20 protein-coding genes and 1 tRNA gene are annotated in these 22,827 nt (G+C 71.7%); 14 read left to right on the top strand and 7 right to left on the bottom strand.

What is annotated here, in order from left to right; all coding sequences use genetic code 11:
* Nucleotides 1–83 precede the first annotated feature (83 nt).
* From APR03_RS04405 to APR03_RS04420, 4 genes are all read left to right on the top strand, one after another.
* Nucleotides 84–1,667 (top strand): enoyl-CoA hydratase-related protein, encoded by a 1,584-nt coding sequence (locus tag APR03_RS04405; protein ID WP_253833147.1) that lies wholly within the window; start codon nucleotides 84–86, stop codon nucleotides 1,665–1,667.
* A 143-nt stretch (nucleotides 1,668–1,810) separates the two neighbouring features.
* Nucleotides 1,811–2,467, top strand: a complete 657-nt coding sequence (locus tag APR03_RS04410; protein WP_253833150.1) for a hypothetical protein — start codon at nucleotides 1,811–1,813, stop codon at nucleotides 2,465–2,467.
* Between the two features lie 63 nt (nucleotides 2,468–2,530).
* Nucleotides 2,531–4,072: an alpha/beta hydrolase gene (locus APR03_RS04415; RefSeq protein ID WP_253833152.1), complete on the top strand. Its 1,542-nt coding sequence runs from the start codon at nucleotides 2,531–2,533 to the stop codon at nucleotides 4,070–4,072.
* A 116-nt stretch (nucleotides 4,073–4,188) separates the two neighbouring features.
* Nucleotides 4,189–4,261 (top strand) — tRNA-Thr (locus APR03_RS04420).
* A gap of 257 nt (nucleotides 4,262–4,518) precedes the next feature.
* On the opposite strand, the gene APR03_RS04425 is transcribed toward APR03_RS04420, so the two are convergent.
* Both APR03_RS04425 and zapE read right to left on the bottom strand, forming a co-directional pair.
* A complete protein-coding gene (locus APR03_RS04425) occupies nucleotides 4,519–4,866 on the bottom strand; it encodes a ribosomal maturation YjgA family protein (protein ID WP_253833153.1) in 348 nt (115 codons plus the stop codon).
* The gene (gene zapE, locus APR03_RS04430) at nucleotides 4,863–5,891 is read right to left on the bottom strand and encodes a cell division protein ZapE (protein WP_253833155.1); all 1,029 of its coding nucleotides are present in this window, start codon (nucleotides 5,889–5,891) and stop codon (nucleotides 4,863–4,865) included. The genes APR03_RS04425 and zapE overlap by 4 nt, the downstream gene beginning before the upstream one ends.
* Before the next feature lie 23 nt (nucleotides 5,892–5,914).
* On the opposite strand from zapE, the gene def reads away from it, so the two are divergent.
* On the top strand, nucleotides 5,915–6,604 hold the full coding sequence (def, locus tag APR03_RS04435; RefSeq protein ID WP_253833157.1) for a peptide deformylase: 690 nt from the start codon (nucleotides 5,915–5,917) through the stop codon (nucleotides 6,602–6,604).
* A gap of 7 nt (nucleotides 6,605–6,611) precedes the next feature.
* Here def and APR03_RS04440 read toward each other — a convergent pair whose 3' ends face one another.
* From APR03_RS04440 to APR03_RS04450, 3 genes are read right to left on the bottom strand one after another with little or no spacing between them, the layout of a single operon-like run.
* Nucleotides 6,612–7,190 (bottom strand): alpha/beta hydrolase family protein, encoded by a 579-nt coding sequence (locus APR03_RS04440; protein ID WP_253833462.1) that lies wholly within the window; start codon nucleotides 7,188–7,190, stop codon nucleotides 6,612–6,614.
* A gap of 20 nt (nucleotides 7,191–7,210) precedes the next feature.
* Nucleotides 7,211–8,044, bottom strand: a complete 834-nt coding sequence (locus tag APR03_RS04445; protein WP_253833482.1) for a hypothetical protein — start codon at nucleotides 8,042–8,044, stop codon at nucleotides 7,211–7,213.
* Between the two features lie 59 nt (nucleotides 8,045–8,103).
* The gene (locus APR03_RS04450; protein WP_253833159.1) at nucleotides 8,104–8,724 is read right to left on the bottom strand and encodes a hypothetical protein; all 621 of its coding nucleotides are present in this window, start codon (nucleotides 8,722–8,724) and stop codon (nucleotides 8,104–8,106) included.
* 305 nt (nucleotides 8,725–9,029) lie between these two features.
* On the opposite strand from APR03_RS04450, the gene APR03_RS04455 reads away from it, so the two are divergent.
* Nucleotides 9,030–11,591: an ATP-dependent Clp protease ATP-binding subunit gene (locus APR03_RS04455; RefSeq protein ID WP_253833463.1), complete on the top strand. Its 2,562-nt coding sequence runs from the start codon at nucleotides 9,030–9,032 to the stop codon at nucleotides 11,589–11,591.
* A gap of 208 nt (nucleotides 11,592–11,799) precedes the next feature.
* Here the strand turns inward: APR03_RS04455 and APR03_RS04460 are convergent, their stop codons facing one another.
* Entirely contained in the window at nucleotides 11,800–12,633 is an 834-nt protein-coding gene (locus APR03_RS04460) for an IclR family transcriptional regulator (RefSeq protein WP_253833161.1), read from the bottom strand.
* Nucleotides 12,634–12,701: 68 nt separating this feature from the next.
* Between APR03_RS04460 and eda the strand changes: the two genes are divergently transcribed.
* The 3 genes from eda to APR03_RS04475 are packed head-to-tail and all read left to right on the top strand — an operon-like array spanning nucleotide 12,702 to nucleotide 15,507.
* Nucleotides 12,702–13,364, top strand: coding sequence for a bifunctional 4-hydroxy-2-oxoglutarate aldolase/2-dehydro-3-deoxy-phosphogluconate aldolase (gene eda / locus APR03_RS04465; protein ID WP_253833162.1), 663 nt, complete (start codon nucleotides 12,702–12,704; stop codon nucleotides 13,362–13,364).
* The gene (locus tag APR03_RS04470) at nucleotides 13,361–14,464 is read left to right on the top strand and encodes a sugar kinase (protein WP_253833163.1); all 1,104 of its coding nucleotides are present in this window, start codon (nucleotides 13,361–13,363) and stop codon (nucleotides 14,462–14,464) included. The genes eda and APR03_RS04470 overlap by 4 nt, the downstream gene beginning before the upstream one ends.
* Before the next feature lie 50 nt (nucleotides 14,465–14,514).
* On the top strand, nucleotides 14,515–15,507 hold the full coding sequence (locus APR03_RS04475) for an NAD-dependent epimerase/dehydratase family protein (protein ID WP_253833164.1): 993 nt from the start codon (nucleotides 14,515–14,517) through the stop codon (nucleotides 15,505–15,507).
* Between the two features lie 6 nt (nucleotides 15,508–15,513).
* On the opposite strand, the gene APR03_RS04480 is transcribed toward APR03_RS04475, so the two are convergent.
* The gene (locus APR03_RS04480; RefSeq protein ID WP_253833165.1) at nucleotides 15,514–16,530 is read right to left on the bottom strand and encodes a LacI family DNA-binding transcriptional regulator; all 1,017 of its coding nucleotides are present in this window, start codon (nucleotides 16,528–16,530) and stop codon (nucleotides 15,514–15,516) included.
* A gap of 255 nt (nucleotides 16,531–16,785) precedes the next feature.
* On the opposite strand from APR03_RS04480, the gene APR03_RS04485 reads away from it, so the two are divergent.
* From APR03_RS04485 to APR03_RS04505, 5 genes are all read left to right on the top strand, one after another.
* The gene (locus APR03_RS04485; RefSeq protein WP_253833166.1) at nucleotides 16,786–17,814 is read left to right on the top strand and encodes an ABC transporter permease; all 1,029 of its coding nucleotides are present in this window, start codon (nucleotides 16,786–16,788) and stop codon (nucleotides 17,812–17,814) included.
* Nucleotides 17,811–18,722 (top strand): carbohydrate ABC transporter permease, encoded by a 912-nt coding sequence (locus tag APR03_RS04490; protein ID WP_372494755.1) that lies wholly within the window; start codon nucleotides 17,811–17,813, stop codon nucleotides 18,720–18,722. Before APR03_RS04485 ends, APR03_RS04490 begins: the two co-directional genes overlap by 4 nt.
* An 80-nt stretch (nucleotides 18,723–18,802) precedes the next feature.
* Nucleotides 18,803–20,443, top strand: coding sequence for an ABC transporter substrate-binding protein (locus tag APR03_RS04495; protein ID WP_253833169.1), 1,641 nt, complete (start codon nucleotides 18,803–18,805; stop codon nucleotides 20,441–20,443).
* Between the two features lie 76 nt (nucleotides 20,444–20,519).
* Nucleotides 20,520–22,094: a GH39 family glycosyl hydrolase gene (locus APR03_RS04500; RefSeq protein WP_253833171.1), complete on the top strand. Its 1,575-nt coding sequence runs from the start codon at nucleotides 20,520–20,522 to the stop codon at nucleotides 22,092–22,094.
* Nucleotides 22,087–22,767: a DUF624 domain-containing protein gene (locus tag APR03_RS04505; RefSeq protein WP_253833173.1), complete on the top strand. Its 681-nt coding sequence runs from the start codon at nucleotides 22,087–22,089 to the stop codon at nucleotides 22,765–22,767. Before APR03_RS04500 ends, APR03_RS04505 begins: the two co-directional genes overlap by 8 nt.
* Nucleotides 22,768–22,827: the final 60 nt, after the last annotated feature.

Here is a 22,827-nt window from a genome sequence, read left to right on the forward strand (position 1 = left end):
GGATTCTCCTCCTGGTATCCGCTTTCAACGGTCTCACCCAGCGGGTCTGGTGCTCATTGAGGGAGCAGGGGCACGACGTGGGCGTGGAGCTCGCCCCGACCTTCGAGTCCGGCGCCGCCATGACACGCGCCGTCGAGCGCGCCGACCCCGACCTGATCCTGTGCCCGTTCCTCAAGCACCGCGTGCCGGACACGATCTACGACCGCTGGCCCACCGTCATCGTGCACCCGGGCCCCGTGGGCGACCGCGGGCCGTCGTCGCTGGACCACGCGATCCGCGACGGCCGGGACCGGTGGGGCGTCACCGCGCTGTCCGCCGTCGAGGAGCTGGACGCCGGCCCCGTGTGGGCCACCGCCGTCTTCGACATGCCGGACGAGCCGATCTCCAAGAGCGCGCTCTACAACAGCCGCGTCGCGGACGCGGCCATGGCCTGCATCGGCGAGGTGGTCCGCAAGGTCGCCGACGGCGAGCGGCCCATCCCGGCGGAGGCCTGCCTGCGGATCGTGCCCGTCGACGGCGAGCTGCCGCTCCTGCGCCGCGCCGACTTCCGCATCGACTGGAACCGCCCGGCGAACGAGCTCGAGCGTCTCGTGGCCGCGGCCGACGGCGCCCCCGGCGCACCCGCCGAGGTGCACGGCCGGTCGGTCTGCGTGTTCGACGCCGTCGCGTCGCCCGAGCACACCGGCGCGGCGCCCGGCACCGTCGTCGGCCGCAACCTCGACGCCGTGGCGATCGCCTGCGGCGTCGGCACGCTCTGGGTGGGCTACGCGGCCGAGCTGAGCGGCCGCCGCGGCCCGAAGCTCCCCGCCGCGCAGGTGATCGACGCGAACCACGCGCCGTTCCGCCGGGTGCCCGACGCCCTCGCGGAGACGACGTACGTGCGTGACGGCGCCGTCGGGTACCTGACGTTCCGCTCCTACAACGGCGCGATGTACACCGAGCAGTGCCGCCGCCTGACGAGCGCCGTGGAGAAGGCCCTCACCGAGGACACCCGCGTCCTGGTCATCAAGGGCACCGAGCACGCGTTCTCCAACGGGATCCACCTCGGCGCCATCGACGCGTCGCCGGACCCGGCCGCGGAGGCGTGGGACAACATCTGCGCGATCGACGAGCTCTGCCTGGCGATCGCCACGGCCGAGCAGCTCACCGTCGCGGCGTTCACGGCGAACGCGGGTGCGGGCGGCGTGATGGCCGGTCTGTGCGCCGACGTGACCCTCGCTCGCGAGGGCGTGGTGCTGAACCCCTACTACGACATGGGCATCTACGGGTCCGAGCTGCACTCGTGGAGCGTGCCGGCCCGCGTGGGCGAGCACCGCGCCTCGCTGCTGCTCAACCGCAAGCTGCCGATCTCGGTGGCCGAGGCGGCCCGGATCGGGCTGATCAGCGCCGTCGGCCCGCGCGAGTGGGGCGAGTTCAACACCTGGCTGGCCTCGGCCGCCCAGGGCTACGAGGAGCCCGCCACGCTCGGCTGGATGCTCGCCGCGCGCGCCGAGCGCCGCGCGACGGACCGCCCGCTGTCGTACTACCAGACCATCGAGCTGGCCGAGATGGCGCGCGACTTCTTCGACGACCGCAACGCCTTCTCGGTGCACCGCCGGGCGTTCCTGCGCAAGACGCCCGCCGACGCCACCCCGGAGAAGCTGCGCTTCTCGACGGCCCGCGTGTGAGCCGCTGAGATCCGTCCGGCCGGTTTCACCCGCGTGTGCAAGACGCGGGCTCGCCGCAACATGTGAGGGGTAGGGGGCGCGGCGCGAGGACGTCGTCGGCCTCCCGACCGGCAGTTCTCACCGGCGAGTGGAAGGATCTGGGCATGAGGATCAGGCGGATGCAGCAGTCCGGCAGCACGGCACGAGCACTGGCGGCGGCGCTGGGACTCGGGGTGACGGCGGCGCTCGCCCTCTCCGGGTGCGCGCAGTCCGACGTCGGCGGGTCCGGTGGCGACTCCTCGGCCACGGCGCCGTCGGACGAGCAGAGCGACGCGAGCCCCAGCCCGACGGACGAGCCGTCCGACGACGCGAGCGAACCGGCGGACGAAGACCGCCTGCCGGACGCCGCCGAGATGGAGACGACGCCGGGCACCTCCGGGCGCGGCCTGCCGCCGGGCCTGGAGGGCAGCACCGAGTCGACCGTCGGCGTGGCCTGGTCGCCCGAGGCGGGGCTGCTGTACGTCGTGACCAACGGGTCGAGCTCGTGCCCCACCTTCGCCGAGCCCGAGGCGACCTTCGGCGCGGGCGGCAAGGACGGCGGCGTCGCCGCGGCGGACGGCGTTCTCGCGGTGCAGCTCGTGCCCGCGGACGACGGCATCTGCACCATGGACTTCGTGCCGACCACCACGGTGGTCGAGGTGCCCGCCGAGGCGGACACGGGTGCGGAGATCCCGGTGATGCTGGGCGACAAGGGCAAGGTCCAGCTGCAGCCGCGACCTGCGGAGGGGGAGCCCGGACCGGTCGCGTGGCTCGACTCGTGAGGGTCGCGTGTCGGTTCGCCAGCGGGTAAGAAATCTACCCAGCACTACCGGTAGGTTGTCCGGGTGATTCGCCCCGCCCGCCGTCGTCAGCCTGCGGCCGTCGTCGCCACGTTGCTCACCACCGTCCTGCTCCTCGCCGCGTGCGGCGCGCCGCCGAAGGTGCAGACGGCGCTGGAGGACGTGGGCCGGTCGGACGGCTCGGCGACGGAGGGCGCGCCCGAGGGTTTCGAGGACTACTACGGCCAGTCGTTGGAGTGGACCGACTGCGGCGAACCCTTCCAGTGCGCCACGGCGTCCGCGCCGCTGTCCTGGCACGACGCGGGCGCCGGCAGCATCGAGATCGCGCTCAAGCGGATCCCGGCCACGGGGCAGAAGATCGGGTCGCTGCTGGTCAACCCGGGCGGGCCGGGCGGCTCCGGGGTCGAGTTCGTGGGCGACCCGGGGCGGTTCGGGCAGGCGCTGCGCTCGTCGTACGACATCGTGGGCTTCGACCCGCGCGGTGTGGGCCAGTCGACGCCGGTGACGTGCTACGACGACGCCGGCAAGGACGAGTTCCTGAGCAAGGACTACCCCTACACGGAGGCGGGTCTCGAGGCCCGGAAGGACTCCGTGCGGGCGTGGGGCCAGGCGTGCGCGGAGAACACGGGGCCGCTGCTGGGCAACGTGGACACGCAGTCGGCGGCACGCGACATGGACATGCTCCGTGGCGCGCTGGGCGACGACAAGCTCAGCTACCTGGGCTACTCCTACGGCACCCAGCTCGGCGCCACCTACGCCGGTCTGTTCCCGAAGCGTGCGGGCCGCCTGGTCCTGGACGGTGCGCTCGACCCGACGCTGAGCTCGGACGAGGTGGCGCTCCAGCAGGCCGAGGGCTTCGAGAGCGCCCTGCGCGCCTACGTGACCGACTGCCAGGCCGGTAGCGACTGCCCGCTCACGGGCGACGTCACCAGCGGCCTCCAGCAGATCCAGGCCATCGTCGAGGACGCCGAGCCCAACCCCATCCCGACGTCGTCCGGACGCTTCGTGACGAAGAAGCTCGCGTTCTACGGCGTCGCGGTCACGATGTACGACGAGGCGTCCTGGTCGTTCCTCACGCAGGCGCTGCGGGAGGTGCTCCAGCAGGGCACGGGCGACGACCTGCTCTACCTCGCCGACGTCTACAACGACCGGAACGAGGACGGCACGTTCAAGTCCAACAGCGAGGAGGCGTTCCGCGCGATCAACTGCGCCGACGCCCGCGCCGAGGAAGACATGGGCACCATGCAGGCGCTGGCCGCCCAGATCCAGGAGGCGGCCCCGACGCTGGGCGAGTCGTTCGGCTACTCCGGCATCGAGTGCACCGACTGGCCGTACCCGCCGGCGAAGCAGGAGTTCGACCCCGCAGCCGAGGGTGCCCCGCCGATCGTCGTCGTCGGCACCACGAACGACCCCGCCACGCCCTACCGCTGGGCCCAGTCGCTGGCCAAGACCCTGTCCTCGGCCGTGCTGGTGACCTACGAGGGCGAGGGACACACGGCGTACGGGCGGTCCAACGCGTGCGTGGCCAACGCCGTCGAGAAGTACCTGCTGGAGGGCACCGTGCCGGACGACGGGCTCACCTGCTGAGAGCCGCTCGGGGCGGGTCGAGCACGTCACACGGTTTCGCTTTGGAACCTGGGCGGTGCATTGGGTACAGTTGGGCCCGCTCACCCATCCGGTCGTGACCGGTGTGCGGTGCGAGCGCCGCCTTAGCTCAGTCGGCAGAGCGTCTCACTCGTAATGAGAAGGTCGTGGGTTCGATTCCCACAGGCGGCTCCGTTCAGGAAACCCCGGTCTACCAGGCGTCACGCCACGGTAGGGCGGGGTTTTCCTGCGTCTCGGGAGGGGCGCTGCGCATCGCGGGTACTCCCGGCGCACGCCCGGTGGGCGCCGGGGCCGGCACGGGCCTCGGCCGGGGACCACTTTCTCGCGGGTGTGTTGCGGACGGTAGACACGGTCTACTCAGAGCAACCCGTCCGCGGGAAGGCGGCTCTTCCCCGGGCGACGCGCCCGGGCGCGACACGCCGTGGCCCTCAGAGCCCAGCCCAGCGCCGCGCCGACGACGTAGAACGGCAGGTCCGGCGCATTGAACGTGGTGCCGAGCACCAAGCGCGCGAGCGCGCTGTGCCGCCCAGCGCGGCGGGGACGCCGGTGAGCTGGAAGAGCTCGATCGTGACGCTGAAGCCGGCCGCGACCAGCGCCGCGACCCACCCGCGCGTGCGCGGAGCGACCACCAGCACCAGCCAGAAGATGAGCAGGGCGTAGAGCGCGTCGCCCCCGTACTTGGCCAGGTCCCCGGTGAGCACGGACCGGACGGACAGGCCTGCCGCGACCGTGAGCAGGGCGGCGAGGGCGGGAACGGCGCGTGCGCGCAGGCTCATCGCGCCGCACGCCCGGCGGTCGCGGCCCGTCCGGTGCCCAGCTGGCGCAGCCGGCTCACCGCGCGGGCCAGGTCGGGCGGCGCAGGACGGTCGGCCGGCACCGCGAGCACGTCGTCCAGCGGTCCGGGCGTCGTGACGACGAGGGGCTGGTCGCGGTCGTACAGCACGTCCACCAGGTGCACGAACCGCTGCTGCGTGTTCACGTGGCAGTCGGCGAACGGCACCAGGTCGGAGACCACCCAGCGGTCGAACCGCTCTGCCAGCCCGAGCACGTCCAGCGCGGACACCGGTGCGGCGCACAGGCCCAGGAAGTCGAACCACACGGCGTCGTCGGTCGCGTGCAGGGCCCGGATGCTCCGCCCGCCGCGCAGGGGCACGTCCACTGCCTCGTGGGGTGCCGGCGGTGCGGGCTCGCCGTCCGTCGCCGGGACGACGGCGCCGGAGCGCCACCCGCCGCCGAGCGACCCGCCGTCGGCTGCGGGCCGCCGCGTGCGGTAGTCCACCGGGCCGTCCACGGGGACCACCTCCAGTGCCGTCTCCAGGGCCGCGATGAGCGGCTCCGCGAGCTCGTGGAACAGCGGGTCGGGCAGCAGGCCCTGTGGCGGGTAGTTCGACGTCGCGACGAGCGTCACGCCCCGCGCGAGCAGCACGCGCAGCGCCCGGGAGAGCAGTGTCGCGTCCCCGGCGTCGTGCAGGTGGAGCTCGTCGAAGCAGAGCACGGAGGCGTCGCCGAGCAGGGTGTCGAGGGCGCGGTCCATGGCGTCGGCAGTGCCGGTACGGGCCCAGACCTCCGCGTGCAGGGCGCGGTAGAACTCGTGGAAGTGGAAGCGCGGCCCGCCGGCCGCGTCGTGGAACCGGTCCAGGAGCCAGGTCTTGCCCCGGCCCACGGGACCCCACAGGTAGACGCCGGAACGCGGAGCCGTGCCGCGCAGCACGTCCTCGAGACGGTCGGCGGCGGCGCGCTGGGCGTCGTCGAGCACGTAGCCCGCCCCGCGCGCGGCGTCGCGGATCGGGCTGGGCTGCATGCGTCGAAGGTACCCTCTGTGCCATGGCATGGACCCGCACCCGGCGCAGCAAGCCCGTCACCTACCTGCTCGGCGAGCCGGTCGAGGAGTACCCCGCGATCGCCCCCGAGGTGGAGCGCGGCCGGGTGCTGCGCATCACCGAGATCGGCGAGCCCGTGCTGCACACGCCCGCGCGGACGGTCGAGGAGTTCTCGACGCCGGAGCTCGCCCGCCTGATCGACGACATGTTCGCCACCATGGAGTCCGCGCAGGGCGTGGGCCTCGCCGCGCCCCAGGTCGGCGTCGACCTGCGGGTGTTCGTGTACGACCTCACGGACGCCGCGGGGGACCGGCACGTCGGGCACGTCGTGAACCCGGTGCTCGAGATGGACCTCGACGCCGAGCCGGCGACGGAGGAGGAGGGCTGCCTGTCCGTGCCGGGCGCCTACGAGCCGCTGGAGCGGCCGGGCCGGGCGAGCGTGCGGGGCGTGGACCAGCACGGGGCTCCGGTGCAGCTCTCGGGCGCCGGATACCTGGCGCGCTGCTTCATCCACGAGTCGCAGCACCTCGACGGCACCCTGTACTGGGACCACCTGAGCCCCGACCTCCAGACCGACGCGCTGAAGCAGCGCGACGAGGAGCGCGCCCACATCGTCGCCGAGCGGCGCGAGATCGCGATCGAGCTCGACAAGACGCCGCCGGACTACCCCGAGAAGCCGGCCGGCGGACGCTGAGCGGCTCTCAGAGCGTCACGACCCAGGCCGCGACGGCCTCGGCCACGGCCTTCTCGCGTGCGACGCCGCGCATGTCGTGGGCGCCGGACAACGTCACGGTGGTGACCGGCCCCGGGATGGTCGCGGCGTGCTCGGCGAGCTCCTCGGGCGTACCGAACTGGTCCTTGTCGCCGGACACGAACAGCGTGGGCACCTCGATGTCCCCGAAGTGCTCGACGCGGAGCTTCTCCGGCCTGCCCGGCGGGTGCAGGGGGTAGCTCAGCAGCACCAGACCCGCCGCCGGCAGCCCCTCGGCGACGGCCATCGAGCACATCCGACCCCCGTAGGAGCGCCCGCCGAGCAGCAGGCGGTCCGTCGGCACCCCGAGCTCGCCGGCCCAGGCCCCGGCCTCGGCCCGCAGGTGCGCGACGGCGACCGGTGGCCGGTCGGGCATGCGGCGCCCCTCCAGGCGGTACGGGAAGTCGACCCGGCGTACCGCCAGCGGCGGGTCGGCGTCGGCCAGGGTGCGCTCGACGGTCACGAGCGCCGGGCTCTCCCGGCTCGCGCCCGCGCCGGGTGTCAGGAGGAGGCCCGCGGGGATGGTCACGGGGCCAGTCTGCCGTGACGTCAGGTGAGGCGCCGCCAGAGCAGCAGCAGGCCGCCGGCGGTGAGCCCGGCACCTGTGCCGAGCACGGCCACCCAGCCCAGCGGCGAGATGAGCTCGTGCTCCTCGACGGCGCCGGCCTGCGTCCGGGCGGGTGGTGGCTGCTGCGGAGGGATGCCCTCCATGAGCGCCGCCGTCGGCAGCGCGCGCGAGGGCGACGGGCTCGGCGTGGATGTCGCGGACGGCGACGCGCTCGGGCTGGGTGTCGCGGACGCGGACGGCGTCGGCGTCGGGCTCGGGGTCTTGCTCGCGGCCGGTGTCGGGTCCGGCGTCGGTGTGGGCTCCGGCCGTCCCGGCTCCGGGGTCGGAGCCGGCGTGGGCCGGGACGTCGTGGCGGTCGGCGCGGGCGTGGGCTGCGCCGTCGGCGGCGGGGCCGCGGTGCAGGCGCTGCCCTGTCCCGGGTCGTGCCAGGTGCCCGTGTCCTCCACCTCGACCCAGACGACGCAGTAGCCGTCCGGGTACCTCTGGTGGGCCTCCCAGAACGCGGCCCAGCCGGCGCGCTGCTCGTCGCGGCTCAGGCGACGGGTGAAGGCCTGCCCGCCGCGACCGGATCCGGCGGGCCGCACGACGTACGCGAGCTCGTCGGTCCAGCGGCTCGGCTCGAAGGCGACGCCGGCGGCGCTGACCCGCAGCTCGTCGTCGTCGAGCTCGGCCGCGGCCGCCCCCGGCCCGACGACGACCCCGCTCACCAGGGCGAACGCCGTCGCCACCAGCACGGGGACCAGAGCGGCGCGCCGTGCGCGGGGGCCCTGCGCCGTCGACCGCAGGCGTGCGGTGGAGGCAGTGGCGCGGATCACAGCGGTGATCCTACCGCCGCACACCACCCCAAAGGGTGCGTAACCGGGGTGAGGCCGGGTCAGAACCGCGGGCCTTCCTCACCGTGCAGCAGGTTGCGGATGGGCCGAGTGACGACGTCCACGCGGTCCACCAGGTCCGTCGGACCCGTCACGACCACCGCACGGTCGGCCGCGGGTGAGTAGACGGCGGTCACGTTGCGGACGGTGACGCGCATGCAGCGCGTGGCGGTGCCGTCGACCCGGAACTGCCGGGTCTCGCAGGGCACGTCGTCGACCTCCGCGACGATGGCCCGCATCGCGCTGCGGTAGTCCTGGTACGACTCCGCCAGGTCCGCGACGTCGGTGATCTCCGGCGGCGCGGCCGGGTCGACGTCGGCGTGCAGGGGCGCCACGAGCGCGCCGCTGCAGGCGGCGCGGACGATGTCCTCGACCTGGGCGGGCGTCGCGGGCACCCGGAGCGTCTCGACCTCGACCGTCTCGCCCGAGAAGGTGCGGTAGGACCGCAGGAACCGCTCCTCGGTGGGGTCGTCGCTGTCGGCCGCGCCGGTGACCTCCTCCTCGACGAGGTCCAGTCCCCAGGTCAGGGGGTCGTCCACCTCGCCCACGACGCCCGAGAACCGGGCGAAGCGCGCGACGATCTGTTCCCAGGACTCGGGGGTCGGGCTCGGTTCGTCCGCCATGTGGCCTCCCCGGGGCGGGTTGCGTCTGGGACGAGACTGCCGGGTAGCGGGTGAGGCGTCAACGACCACGGCCAGAAACTGCGCGGAATCGGCGCGAAATCAGCCTGGACGCGCCGTCCGCGGGCCGTTCCCGGGCGTGTCGCGCCCCGCGGGTCGCCGTTTGCCGTCCCTGGACCGTCCATCGTCACGCCCCTGGCGAACAAGGGCATCAACCGGTAGGTGGGTGCGTTGGGAGCGCATAGAGTCATTGCGGTCAGGCCTGGTACCGCCGGTGCAGGTGTACGCCGCTCGTGAGGGAGCAGCACATGTTCGAGAGATTTACGGATCGCGCCCGTCGGGTCGTCGTCCTCGCCCAGGAAGAGGCGCGGATGCTGAACCACAACTACATCGGCACGGAGCACATCCTGCTCGGCCTCATCCACGAGGGTGAGGGCGTAGCGGCCAAGGCTCTGGAGTCGCTCGGGATCTCGCTCGACGGCGTCCGCACCCAGGTCACCGAGATCATCGGTGAGGGGCAGCAGGCGCCGAGCGGGCACATCCCCTTCACCCCGCGCGCCAAGAAGGTGCTGGAGCTGTCGCTCCGCGAGGCGCTGCAGCTGGGTCACAACTACATCGGTACCGAGCACATCCTGCTCGGCCTCATCCGCGAGGGTGAGGGCGTCGCCGCCCAGGTGCTCACCAAGATGGGTGCCGACCTCAACAAGGTCCGTCAGCAGGTCATCCAGCTGCTGAGCGGCTACCAGGGCAAGGAGCCGGTCTCGGCCGGCGGCCCCCAGGAGGGCCAGCCCGCTGGTTCGGCAGTGCTCGACCAGTTCGGCCGCAACCTCACCCAGGCCGCGCGCGAGGGCAAGCTCGACCCGGTCATCGGGCGCACGCAGGAGATCGAGCGGGTCATGCAGGTGCTGTCCCGCCGCACCAAGAACAACCCGGTGCTGATCGGCGAGCCCGGCGTCGGCAAGACGGCGGTCGTCGAGGGCCTCGCCCAGGACATCGTCAAGGGCGACGTCCCCGAGACGCTCAAGGACAAGCAGCTCTACACGCTGGACCTGGGCGCCCTGGTGGCCGGCTCGCGCTACCGCGGTGACTTCGAGGAGCGCCTCAAGAAGGTGCTCAAGGAGATCCGCACGCGCGGCGACATCATCCTGTTCATCGACGAGATCCACACCCTCGTGGGTGCGGGTGCCGCCGAGGGTGCCATCGACGCGGCCTCGATCCTCAAGCCCATGCTGGCTCGCGGCGAGCTGCAGACGATCGGTGCCACGACGCTCGACGAGTACCGCAAGTACGTCGAGAAGGACCCGGCCCTGGAGCGGCGCTTCCAGCCCATCCAGGTGTCCGAGCCGTCGCTCGAGCACGCCATCGAGATCCTCAAGGGCCTGCGCGACCGCTACGAGGCGCACCACCGCGTGTCCATCACGGACTCCGCGCTCGTCTCCGCGGCCACGCTCGCGGACCGGTACATCAACGACCGGTTCCTCCCGGACAAGGCGATCGACCTGATCGACGAGGCCGGGGCCCGCCTGCGCATCCGTCGCATGACGGCGCCGCCGGAGCTCAAGGAGCTCGACGAGTCCATCGCCGAGGCACGCCGCGAGAAGGAGTCGGCGATCGACGAGCAGGACTTCGAGAAGGCCGCCGGTCTGCGTGACAAGGAGAAGCAGCTCACGCAGGTCCGTGCCGACAAGGAGAAGGCCTGGAAGTCGGGCGACCTCGACACGGTCGCGGAGGTCGACGACGAGCTGATCGCCGAGGTGCTGGCGATGTCCACGGGCATCCCGGTCGTCAAGCTCACCGAGGAGGAGTCCAGCCGGCTGCTCCACATGGAGGACGAGCTGCACAAGCGGGTCGTCGGCCAGGAGGCCGCGATCAAGGCTCTGTCGCAGGCGATCCGCCGTACGCGTGCCGGCCTCAAGGACCCGAAGCGTCCGGGTGGTTCGTTCATCTTCGCCGGCCCCACGGGTGTCGGTAAGACTGAGCTCGCCAAGGCGCTCGCCGAGTTCCTGTTCGGTGACGAGGACGCGCTCATCCAGCTCGACATGTCCGAGTTCTCGGAGAAGCACACGGTCTCGCGACTGTTCGGCTCCCCGCCCGGATACGTCGGCTACGACGAGGGTGGCCAGCTCACCGAGAAGGTGCGCCGCAAGCCGTTCTCCGTGGTCCTGTTCGACGAGGTGGAGAAGGCGCACGCCGACATCTTCAACTCGCTGCTGCAGGTGCTCGAGGACGGTCGCCTCACGGACTCCCAGGGTCGCGTCGTCGACTTCAAGAACACCGTGATCATCATGACCACCAACCTCGGCACGCGGGACATCGCCAAGGGCGTCCAGACCGGCTTCAACTCCGGCGGCGACCTGGTGACCTCCTACGAGCGCATGAAGGCGAAGGTCAACGAGGAGCTCAAGCAGCACTTCCGGCCGGAGTTCCTCAACCGTGTGGACGACACGGTCGTGTTCCCGCAGCTCTCGCAGGACGAGATCATCCAGATCGTCGACCTCGAGATCGCGAAGCTCGACCGTCGCCTGCGCGACCGGGACATGGGCATCGAGCTCACCCCCGCCGCGAAGCACCTGCTGGCGGAGAAGGGTTACGACCCGGTGCTCGGCGCCCGTCCGCTCAAGAGGGCGATCCAGCGGGAGATCGAGGACACGCTGTCCGAGAAGATCCTGTTCGGCGAGCTCACGGCGGGCCAGCTGGTGATCGTGGACGGCGAGGGCGAGGGCATCCTCGGCGAGTTCTCCTTCCGCGGGGTGGAGCGCGACGAGCGTCGCCGCCCGACCAGCGCGGAGCCCCAGTCGGTGCCCGCGGGCGCCGGCCTGGTGCCGCGGGACCTGCCGCCGTCGGGCCAGATGGCTGCCGGCGGGGCGTGATCCCCAGGTAGTCCCCTGACAGAGGCCCGGTCACCCCGAGAGGGGTGGCCGGGCCTCTGTCGTGCCCGGGCCCGGGCGAAGGCGCGCCGCCACCCAGCGATCGTGCCCAGAACCACACCTGGTTCTGGGCACGATCGCTGGGTGGCGGCGCACCTTTCGCGCTGACTCGGCGTGGTCAGGGCGGCACGTCAGGTGATCGATGTCGCCGTCAGGGGGCCGACGGCGGGACCACCAGGCCCGCCGGGAGGAGGGGCGGCAGCAGCTCGCGCAACGCGCGGACGCGCTCCGCCCGGGCCGCGCCCCGCAGCCGCTCGACCGGCGCCGTGATGCTCACCGCCGCCACGGCCCGGCCGGCGCGCAGCACCGGGACCGCGACGCACGCGATGCCCGGCTCGTTCTCCTCGGTCTCCCCGGCGACGCCGGCACGCCGAGCCTCCGCGAGCACCTCGCGCAGCCGCCGGGCGCCGTCGCCCGGGCCTGCCGCGCCGGGGCCGCCCGCGCCCGCACCGCCCGCGCCCGCACCACCAGCGCCCGCACCACGAGCGTCCGCGTCGGCCGCGCCCGCGTACCGCTCCAGCGCCGCGTCATCCAGGTCCTGCGTCGACAGCAGCGCCCGGCCGAGTGCCGTCGTCGCGGCGGGCCGCCGCCGTCCGACCGCCGACCACACGCGGACCGCGCGCTGCGGTTCCACCTTGTCGAGGTAGACCACCTCGCGCCCGGCGAGCACGCCCAGGTGCACCAGCTCGTCGACCTCGGCGCTGAGCGCCGCCAGGGCGGGGTGCAGCAGGGCGGGCAGGTTCTCCTCCGCCAGGTAGGCGCTGCCCAGGGCCAGCGCCGAGGGGCCCAGCCGGTAGGCGCCGTCGGCCGTCTGCTCGGCGTAGCCGCGGTGCCGCAGGGCGGCGAGCGTGCGGTGCAGGGTCGGCTTGCTGACGCCCACGGCCTGGGCGAGCGCGGCCAGCGGCGCACCCTCGGGGCCCAGGCCCGCGAGGGTGTCGAGGGCGAGCAGCGCCTTGTCGACGCTGCCGAGCGGGCTGGCTTCCATGGGGCTCCTCACGTAGCATGCGTTCCGCAGTGAACAACAGGCGTTCACCATAGCGAAACGGAGCACGCATGTCATCCCCCGACTCCCCGGTCCTCGACGCGCTGGCGGCGCACCGGCTCGTGCCGGTCGTCGTGGTCGACGGCGCCGACGAGGGCGCCCGCCTGGCCGACGCGCTCGTCGCGGGCGGCCTGCCCGTCGCCGAGATCACGCTGCGCCTGGCCGGCGGCGTCGACGCCATCCGCGCGGTGGCGAAGAACCACCCCGACGTCGTGGTCGGGGCGGGCACTGTGACCACCGCCGAGCAGGTGGACGACGTCGTGGCCGCGGGCGCGCGCTACATCGTGTCGCCCGGGCTGTCCGCCGCCGTCGTGCGCCGCGCGCAGGAGCACGGCGTGCCCGTGCTGCCGGGCGTCGCGACGCCGTCGGAGATCATGGCCGCGCTCGACCTGGGGATCGACGTGGTGAAGCTGTTCCCCGCGGCCGTCGTCGGCGGGCCTGCCGCGATCAAGGCGTTCTCCGCCCCGTTCCCGGGCGTGCGGTTCGTGCCGACCGGCGGCGTCAGCGGCGCCAACCTGGGCGACTACCTCGGGCTGCAGCCGGTGCTCGCGGTCGGCGGCTCGTGGATGGTCGAGCGCTCGCTCGTCACGGCCGGCGACTGGGCCGAGATCACCCGCCGCACCAGCGAGGCGGTCGCCCTCGCCCGCACGATCGACGAGGAGAACGCCCGATGAGCACGTCCCTGACCGTCCGGCCCGCCGCCGAGAGCGCCTACGACGTCGTCGCCTTGGGCGAGGTCATGCTGCGCCTCGACCCGGGCGACCGCCGTGTGCGCACCGCCCGCCGCTTCGACGTCTGGGAGGGTGGCGGCGAGTACAACGTCGCCCGCGGCCTGCGGCGCTGCTTCGGCCTGCGTGGTGCGGTCGTCACCGCGCTCGCCGACAACGAGATCGGCCGCCTGGTCGAGGACTTCATGCTCACCGGCGGCCTCGACACGCAGTACGTGCAGTGGGTGCCGTACGACGGCATCGGCCGCACGGTGCGCAACGGCCTGAACTTCACCGAGCGCGGGTTCGGCGTGCGCGGCGCGGTGGGCGTCAGCGACCGCGGGAACACCGCGATCTCCCAGATGCGGCCCGACGACGTCGACTGGGACGCGCTCTTCGCCCGCGGTGTGCGCTGGCTGCACACCGGCGGCATCTTCGCGGCGCTCTCGGAGTCGACGGCCGACGTCGCCGAGGCCGCGATGGCCGCGGCCCGCCGGCACGGCACGATCGTCTCGTACGACCTCAACTACCGGCCCTCGCTGTGGAAGGGCATCGGGGGCGAGGAGCGGGCGCGCGAGGTCAACCGTCGTCTGGCGCAGCACGTGGACGTCATGATCGGCAACGAGGAGGACTTCACGGCCTCGCTCGGCTTCGAGGTCGAGGGCGTCGACGAGAACCTGACCGACCTGGACACGGGCGCGTTCCGCGCGATGATCAAGACCGCGTCGGAGGCCTACCCGAACTTCCAGGTGATCGCGACGACGCTGCGCGGCGTGCGCTCGGCGTCCCGCAACGACTGGGGCGCGATCGCCTGGTCGCGTGCCGAGGGCTTCGCCGAGGCGACCCACCGGGCCGACCTGGAGATCTTCGACCGCGTGGGCGGCGGCGACTCGTTCGCGTCCGGGCTCGCCTACGGGCTCCTGGAGCTGGACACGCTCCAGGATGCGGTCGAGTACGGCGCCGCGCACGGTGCGCTCGCCATGACGACCCCCGGCGACACCACCATGGTGACGCTCGCGGAGGTCGCGAAGCTGGCCGGCGGGGGCAGCGCGCGCGTGCAGCGCTGATCACCCCGCCGACCAGCGCAGACGGGGCTTTCGGTGCAAGGATTGGCCGCATGTCCCAGCGCATCTTGTTCATCGGTGGAAGCGGAATCATCAGCCATGCCTCGGTGGCCCGGGCCGCGCGGCTCGGGCACCGGGTGACCGTGCTCAACCGGGGCAGATCCGCGACGCGGCCGCTGCCCGCCGAGGTCGAGACGCTGGTCGCCGACGCGAACGACGCGCAGGCGGTCGCGGCCGCGCTGGGCGGTCGCGAGTTCGACGTCGTCGCGCAGTTCCGGGCGTTCGGCCCGGAGCACGTGGCGCGCGACGTGGCGCAGTTCTCGGGGCGCACGGGGCAGTACGTGTTCATCTCGTCGGCGTCGGCGTACCAGACGCCGCCGTCGGCCCTGCCGGTGCGGGAGTCGACGCCGCTGCGCAACCCGTTCTGGCAGTACTCGCGCGACAAGATCGCGTGCGAGGACCTGCTGGTCCGCGAGTACCGGGACAACGGCTTCCCGATGACGATCGTGCGCCCGTCGCACACCTACGACCGCACCCTGCTGCCGACGTCGGGCGGCTGGACGGACGTGGCGCGCATGCGCGCGGGCAAGCCCGTGATCGTCCACGGCGACGGCACGTCCCTGTGGACGATCACCCACACCGAGGACTTCGCGGTCGGCTTCGTGGGCCTGCTCGGCAACCCGCTGGCCGTGGGGGAGTCGTTCCACATCACCGGCACCCACGCCCCCACGTGGGACCAGATCTACACCTGGCTGGCACAGGCCGCGGGGGTGAGCAGCCCGGACCTGGTGCACGTGGCGTCCGAGACGATCGCGCGCGTGCTGCCCGACCTGGGTCCCGGCCTGGTGGGCGACAAGGCGCACTCCATGGTCTTCGACATCTCCAAGGTGCGGCGCCTCGTACCCGAGTTCGGTACCACCATCACCTACGACGTCGGGGCCCAGGAGCAGCTCTCGTGGTTCGACGCGCACCCGGAGGCCCAGGTGGTCGACCCGGAGCTCGATGCGGCGTTCGACCGCCTCGCGGCCCACGCGCGCGCGGTCTGACGGCGGTCAGGCCGGCGCCGCCGTCGACTCGCGCACCACGAGCTCCGTCGACAGGTTGAGCCGGCGCACCTTCGGCGACCTCCCGCGGGCCATGTCCAGCAGGATCTCGGTGGCGGCCGCTCCCATCTCGCGGAGCGGCTGCCGCACCGTCGTCAGGGGCGGGCCCACCCACGAGGCCAGCGGCAGGTCGTCGTAGCCCACCACCGACAGGTCCTCCGGCACGCGCAGCCCGAGCTGGTGCGCCGCGCGCAGCAGCCCGAGCGCCTGCATGTCGGAGCCCGCGAACACCGCGGTGGGGCGGTCGGGCAGCGACAGCAGCTCCAGCCCGTGCTGGAACCCCGCCTCGACGTAGAAGTTTCCCGAGCGCACGAGCGTGGGGTCGACGGCGGCGCCCGCCTCCTCGTGCGCCGAGCGGAACCCGTCCACGCGGGCGCGGCTGCACAGCATGTCCCACGGGCCGGTGATCATCGCGATGCGGCGATGGCCCAGGGCGAGCAGGTGCCGGGTGGCCGCGAGTCCGCCGTTCCAGTTGTCCGAGCCCACCGAGGCGACGTCGGCCGGCGGTTCGCCGTCGGTGTCGATCACGACGTACGGGATGCCGCGCCGGTCGAGCTGCTGGTGCTGCCCCTCGGACAGGTTGGCCGCCACCAGCAGCACCCCCAGGGGCGGCCGCGCGATCGTCGTGTCCAGCCACCGGGCCGGGGGGCGGTGCACGCCGCCCAGCTCGGACAGGATCACGCTGGTCTGCGACTCGGCGGCCGCGGCCTCGACGCCGCGGATGATCTCCATGGACCACGCCGAGCCGAGCCGGTGGAACACGAGGTCGATCAGGCCGGTCCCGGCGGGCGCGGCGGCGGGACGCCGCCGACGGTACTGGTGCTTCTCCAGCGCGGCCTCGACCCGGTCGCGGGTGGCGGGTGCCACGTCGGCGCGGCCGTTGAGGACCTTCGAGACCGTGGGTACCGACAGGCCGAGCTCGCCGGCGATCGCCGCGATGGTGGGACCAGACCGCCTGTCCGTCATCCGCCAGGCCTTTCGATCAAGATCTTGAAAGTTTCGATGCTGACGCTACACCACCAACGGGCCTTCCAGCAGCGAACCTGGCGTGACCACATCGTGACCGAGCGGGACCTGGGGTGGTCTTGACGGTGTGACGGTCGCCGCCCTAATGTCCCAGCCAATGACTGTCGGTACTGGTGCCGATAGTTTCGAAAACGTTCCACGACGACGTGGCGTCCTCTGACGGGGTCCGGCACGGCGCGGTGACCGGAGGACTTGATGGCACGAGGGACAGGCACGGTCGAGGCCGTACCGCGGACGGGTGGTGGGCCGCCCGGTGGGGGCATCGGGGGCGCAGCCGTGGACGCCGGGCCCCCGCCGCCGGCGCAGCAGCTTCGCGACCGTGAGACGTGGCGGGTGTCCCTGCGCAGGCACTGGCGGCTGTACACGTTCGTCGTGCTCCCGGTGATCTTCCTGCTGGTGTTCCGCTACGTCCCGATGATCGGGAACGTGATCGCCTTCCGGAGGTACCGCCCGGGTGGCTCGATGTTCGGCGACGAGTGGGTCGGCCTCTACTACTTCCAGATGTTCATCCAGAGCAAGCCGTTCTGGGACGTCTTCTGGAACACGGTCGTCCTGGGTGGGCTGACCCTGCTGATCTGCTTCCCGCTGCCGATCATCCTGGCGCTCCTGCTGAACGAGCTGCGGTCACGCCTCTTCAAGCGGGTGGTCCAGACGATCACCTACCTGCCGCACTTCATGTCGATCGTCATCGTGGCGGGCATGGTGTTCCAGCTCACCGCGATCAACGGCACGATCAACCAGATCATCGAGGGGTTCGGTGGCGAGGCGATCCCGTTCATGCAGCGCGCCGACTGGTTCCGCACGATCTACCTCACCTCGGAGGTGTGGCAGACGGTCGGCTGGGGCACGATCCTCTACCTCGCCGCGCTGACCACCATCGACGACCAGCTCTACGAGGCGTCCCGGATCGACGGGGCCAACCGGTGGCAGCAGACCTGGCACATCACCCTCCCCGGCATCCGCCCGACGATGATGGTGCTGCTCATCCTGAACATCGGCACCTTCATGGCCGTCGGGTTCGAGAAGGTGCTGCTCCTGTACAACCCCCTGACGTACGACACGGCCGACGTGCTGTCCACATACCTGTACCGCGTGGGGATCGGTGAGGGCGGCAACTACTCGTTCGCCGCGGCGATCGGCCTGTTCGAGGCACTCATCGGCGTCGCGCTGGTCGTCACGGCCAACCAGATCTCGAAGCGAGCGGTAGGAGCCTCCCTGTGGTGACGACGAACACTCCCGACATCACGGCGGTCCGGGCGACCACCACGACGGTCAGGGACACGCCGGGCTACCGGGCGTTCCGGGTCGTCAACGGGCTGGTCCTGGTGGTCATCACGTTCCTGACGCTCTACCCCTTCATCAACATGGTGGCGAAGGCGTTCAGCTCGCAGGCCTACATCGCCGCCGGCGAGGTCAACCTGTGGCCGCGCGGGTTCAACCTGACGACCTTCGCGAGCGTGATGGGGGACTCGATCTTCTGGGTCAACTACCGGAACACGATCGTGTACACCCTGCTCGCCACGGCGATCGCGATGGCGCTGACCACGACCTTCGCCTACGCGCTGTCGAAGCCGTACCTGAAGGGCCGGGGCGTCCTGATCGGCCTGGCCATGGTGACCATGCTCTACGCGGGCGGGCTGATCCCGAACTACCTGCTCATCGACGCGATCGGGTTCAAGAACACGATGTGGGCGATCGTCGTGCCCGGAGCGATCAACGTCTTCAACCTGCTCGTCATGAAGTCGTTCTTCGACAACTTCCCCAAGGAGCTGGAGGAAGCCGCCGAGATCGACGGCATGACGCAGTACGGCGTCTTCTTCCGCATCGTGCTCCCGCTGTCCAAGGCCGTCATCGCCACGATGACGCTGTTCTACGCCGTCCAGTTCTGGAACTCGTGGTTCCAGGCGTACCTGTACCTGAACGACCGGGACATGTACCCGGTCACGCTCTACCTGCGCAACCTCCTCGCCGCGGCCACGTCCACGACCGACCTCGGCAGCGACACGGTGCAGATCCAGGCGAACGTCCAGTCCGTGGCGATGCTGCTCACGGTCCTGCCGATCGTCTGCGTGTACCCGTTCATCCAGAAGTACTTCGTGTCCGGCGTGATGCTCGGCTCCGTCAAGGGCTGACCTCCGCCGGCAGGCACGACGACCATCTCGATCCAGCCTGACCGTCCCGAACGACGGCGTTCACAACCTGAAGGAGAACCATGAGGATCACCCCGAGGAGGGCCGCGGCCAGCTTCGCCGCGACCGCCCTGGTCGTCACGCTCACGGCGTGCTCGACCAGCGGCGGCGAGGAGGAGGCCGCCGGCATCGACATGGAGTCGCAGGTCGGCTACATGGAGGACTTCGAGGTCGGCACCACGTTCAAGGCCACCGAGCCGGTCAGCTTCAGCCTCCTGTACCGCGACCACCCCGACTACCCCTTCAAGGCCGACTGGCCCATCGTCGAGCACCTCAAGAACGACCAGAACGTCGAGTTCGAGTACGTCAACGTGCCGCTCGCCGACCTGGCCACGCGCCGCTCGGTGCTGATCAGCTCGGGCGACGGCCCCGACATCATGCCCTCCATCTACGCCGGCGAGGAGACGCAGTTCCGCAACGCCCTGCTGCCCATCTCGGACTACGTGGAGCACATGCCCCACTTCCTCGACAAGATCGAGAAGTGGGGCCTGGAGGCCGAGGTCGAGCAGCTGCGGCAGGAGGACGGGAAGTACTACATCCTTCCCGGCATCCACGAGATCGCGAAGCCGCAGTACTCCATCGCGGTCCGTGCCGACCTCTGGGAGAAGGCGGGCATCACGGAGGACCCCGAGACCTGGGACGAGTTCAAGGAGCAGCTCGAGGCCGTCAAGGAGGCCAACCCGGACATCGACTACCCGTTCAGCGACAAGTGGTCGATCAACAGCCCGATGGAGCAGACGCTCAACGCCGCCGCGCCCAACTTCGGCACCTCGGCGGGCACCGGGTTCATCAACGGGCTGTGGTGGGACGAGGAGGCCGGTGAGTTCACCTACGCCGGAGCCTCGGACGGCTACCGGGACCTGGTGACCTACTTCGCCTCGCTCGTCGAGGAGGGGCTGATGGATCCCGAGTCCGTCACCCAGGAGATGGAGCAGGGCGAGCAGAAGTTCGCGTCCGGCAGCGTGGCCGCCATCAGCTCGAACGACCAGGAGCTCGTGAAGTACCGGGACAACTTCGACCAGCTGGGCACCAAGGACGCCGAGGTGCACCAGATCGTCGTGCCCGCCGGGCCGTACGGCAGCTACCTCTCGGCGGGCTCGCGCCGCGAGTCCGGCATCGTGTTCGGCGCCGAGGCGGCGAAGGACGAGGACTTCCTCGCGATGCTGCAGTTCGTCGACTGGCTGTACTACTCGGACGAAGGCCTCGAGTTCGCCAAGTGGGGTGTCGAGGGCGAGACCTTCGAGTGGGACGGCGACAAGCGCGTGCTCAACGAGGACATCGACGTCAACGGCCTGAACCCCGGCGCGCCCAAGGAGCTCCGCAAGGACTTCGGCTACCACAACGGGGTCTGGATGCTCGCCCACGGGTCCACGGAGGAACTCGACAAGTCGATGCTGCGGGACGAGGTCGTCGAGTTCCTCGACGGGATGAACGCGAAGGAGGAGCTGCCCCTCCCGCCGGCCATCACGTACGACGAGATGGAGCAGGAGCAGGCGACGCTCTACCAGACGAACCTGCAGGACATCGTCTACCAGAACACCGCGCAGTTCATCGTCGGTGACCGGCCCCTCAGCGAGTGGGACGACTACGTCGCCGAGCTCGAGGCGGCCGGGATGGCCGACTACGTCGAGCTGGCCAACAGCGCCGTCTCCGGCGGCGAGTGACCCCTGCGCCAGGTGTGCGGGCCGCCTGTGGCGCCCGCACACCTGGCCATGCCTGAACCACCCACCAAGGAGACCTGTGCCCCGCACCATCGTGCCGACCGAGCCCGCCGGAAGCCTCAGCGACGCCTGGCGCACCTGCCTCGGCACCGGACGGTTCAACCTCGCTCTGCGTCGCGACTACCAGGACTCCCTGGCGCTCGTGCAGCGCGACATCGGGTTCCGGTACATCCGGGGCCACGGCATCCTGCACGACGACGTCGCCGTCCACAGGCCGTACGACGTCGCCGGCCACCGGGGTACCGCCTACGTCTTCACGTACGTCGACCAGGTGATCGACGCCTACCTCGGCCTCGGCATCAAACCGTTCCTCGAGCTCGGTTTCATGCCCCGCGGCCTCGCGTCCGGCAACCAGACCGTGTTCTGGTGGCACGGCAACGTCACCCCGCCGCGCGACCACGCCGAGTGGGCACGGCTCGTGCAGGCCCTGCTGCGCCACCTCGTCGACCGGTACGGCATCGACGAGGTGCGCACCTGGCCCGTCGAGGTGTGGAACGAGCCCAACCTCACGCACTTCTGGGCAGGCGCCGACCAGGAGGCGTACTTCCGCCTCTACGAGGCATCGGTGCTCGCCGTGAAGGACGTCGACGCCGAGCTGCGGGTGGGCGGCCCCGCCCTGTCTCCCGGCGCCGACGACTGGTGGAAGCCCTTCGCCGACTTCGTCACCGCGCGCGACCTGCCCGCCGACTTCCTGTCGGTGCACGCCTACGCCTCCGGACCCGCCCAGCACGTGCCGTTCGGCGTCTACCAGACGCTCCGCCGGCCCCAGGACCTGCTGGACCAGTTCGCCCGGCCGCGCGAGATCCTCGCGGGGACGGCGCTCGCGGACCGGCCGCTGCACGTCACGGAGTTCAACACGAGCTACCGGCCGGACAACCCGGTGCACGACACCGCGTACAACGCGGCCTACCTGGCGCCGGTGCTCGCGGGCGGCGGGCAGCACGCCGACTCGTTCGCGTACTGGACCTTCAGCGACACGTTCGAGGAGGAGGGCGTCCCGGCGTCGTTCTTCCACGGCGGGTTCGGCATGCTGGCCCACCGCCAGGTGCGCAAGCCGACGTTCCACCTGTACGCGTTCCTGGCGCGGATGGGCCAGGAGGTGCTCGCGCGCGGCACGGACCACCTGGTCACGCGGCACGCGGGGACCGGGCAGGTCACGGTGCTCGCGTGGCAGCCGGTGGGTGGCACGGACGACGGCCCGGAGCCGCCCCGCCACGAGCTCCGCCTCAGCCTCCCCCTCAGCCGTCCCCCGGTGTCGGACCCCCAGGCCGCCCGGGCGACCCCCACGTCTGAGACGTCGCGGGCGTTCGTCATGCGGCACGATGTCGACGAGGTCGCCGGCAACGCCTGGGCGGCCTGGCGGGAGATGGGGCGGCCCGCGTCGCCGTCGGCCCGGCAGCTCGACGCGCTGCACGAGGCGAGCGAGCCCGCCCGCCGCGCGTACTCCCTGCCCGTGGTCCCGACGGCGGACGGCGGCCGCGTCGAGCTCGACCTGACCCTCGGCCGGCACGGCGTGACGCTGGTGACCGTCGACGGCGTGCGGGACGAGACCCCGCCGTGGCTCGATGACGCGCGGATCCTGGGCCGTGGCTGAGCGCAGGGAGTACGGCGACGGGCCTCTGGGCCGGGGGGCGAACGCCGTCTACTGGTACCTCGTGGTCGAGCTGCTGCTCGTGCTCACGTCGCTGCCCGGACTGGTCGTGCTCGCGCTGCTGGACAGGTCGGTCGGCAACGCCCCGTTCGTCGTGCTGTGCCTGCTGCCGCTGGGTCCCGCCGCCTCGGCGGGCCTGTTCGCGCTCCGCGAGCGAGCCACGGCGGACGCACTCCGGCCCGCCGCGTCGTTCTGGCGCGGATATCGCCTGAACTGGGCGGACGTGCTGCGGGTGTGGACGCCCGCGCTCGTCGTGCTGGGGTTGCTGGGCGTATCGCTCGCGAACCTGGAAGCGGCGGGCGTGCCGCGGTGGTTCGCGCCGGCCCTCCTGGTGATCGGCGCGGGGGTGCTGCTCTGGTCCGTGAACGCGCTGGTCATCGTCTCGTTCTTCGGCTTCCGGACGCGGGACGCGGCGCGGCTCGCCGCCTACTACCTCGCTGCCCGCCCGCTGGTCACGCTCGGCACGCTCTCCCTCCTGGTGCTCGCGGGCGGGGTGGTCGTGCTGACGTCGGAGGTGGTGTTCGGCCTGGTCGTGGTGGTCTGGCTCGCGTTCGTGCTCCGGAACGCACGCCCGCTGCTGGCGGACGTCGAGGAGCGGTTCACGACCGCGGGCTGAGGCCGTGCAACATTGTCCGATCTGTGGCATGTGCGCCACAGTGTGGCCATGGGGATCAAG

The organism is Promicromonospora thailandica (assembly GCF_024171955.1).
In the GTDB taxonomy this organism is placed as follows: domain Bacteria; phylum Actinomycetota; class Actinomycetes; order Actinomycetales; family Cellulomonadaceae; genus Promicromonospora; species Promicromonospora thailandica.

Excerpts from the sequence above, each read along its gene's own strand:
- APR03_RS04410 (WP_253833150.1), top strand. The coding sequence starts at position 1,811 with ATGAGGATCAGGCGGATGCAGCAGTCCGGCAGCACGGCACGAGCACTG.
- APR03_RS04425 (WP_253833153.1), bottom strand. The coding sequence starts at position 4,866 with ATGAGCCTGCGCGCACGCGCCGTTCCCGCCCTCGCCGCCCTGCTCACG.
- zapE (WP_253833155.1), bottom strand. The coding sequence starts at position 5,891 with ATGCAGCCCAGCCCGATCCGCGACGCCGCGCGCGGGGCGGGCTACGTG.
- def (WP_253833157.1), top strand. The coding sequence starts at position 5,915 with ATGGCATGGACCCGCACCCGGCGCAGCAAGCCCGTCACCTACCTGCTC.
- APR03_RS04450 (WP_253833159.1), bottom strand. The coding sequence starts at position 8,724 with ATGGCGGACGAACCGAGCCCGACCCCCGAGTCCTGGGAACAGATCGTC.
- APR03_RS04455 (WP_253833463.1), top strand. The coding sequence starts at position 9,030 with ATGTTCGAGAGATTTACGGATCGCGCCCGTCGGGTCGTCGTCCTCGCC.
- APR03_RS04460 (WP_253833161.1), bottom strand. The coding sequence starts at position 12,633 with ATGGAAGCCAGCCCGCTCGGCAGCGTCGACAAGGCGCTGCTCGCCCTC.
- eda (WP_253833162.1), top strand. The coding sequence starts at position 12,702 with ATGTCATCCCCCGACTCCCCGGTCCTCGACGCGCTGGCGGCGCACCGG.
- APR03_RS04470 (WP_253833163.1), top strand. The coding sequence starts at position 13,361 with ATGAGCACGTCCCTGACCGTCCGGCCCGCCGCCGAGAGCGCCTACGAC.
- APR03_RS04475 (WP_253833164.1), top strand. The coding sequence starts at position 14,515 with ATGTCCCAGCGCATCTTGTTCATCGGTGGAAGCGGAATCATCAGCCAT.
- APR03_RS04480 (WP_253833165.1), bottom strand. The coding sequence starts at position 16,530 with ATGACGGACAGGCGGTCTGGTCCCACCATCGCGGCGATCGCCGGCGAG.
- APR03_RS04485 (WP_253833166.1), top strand. The coding sequence starts at position 16,786 with ATGGCACGAGGGACAGGCACGGTCGAGGCCGTACCGCGGACGGGTGGT.
- APR03_RS04495 (WP_253833169.1), top strand. The coding sequence starts at position 18,803 with ATGAGGATCACCCCGAGGAGGGCCGCGGCCAGCTTCGCCGCGACCGCC.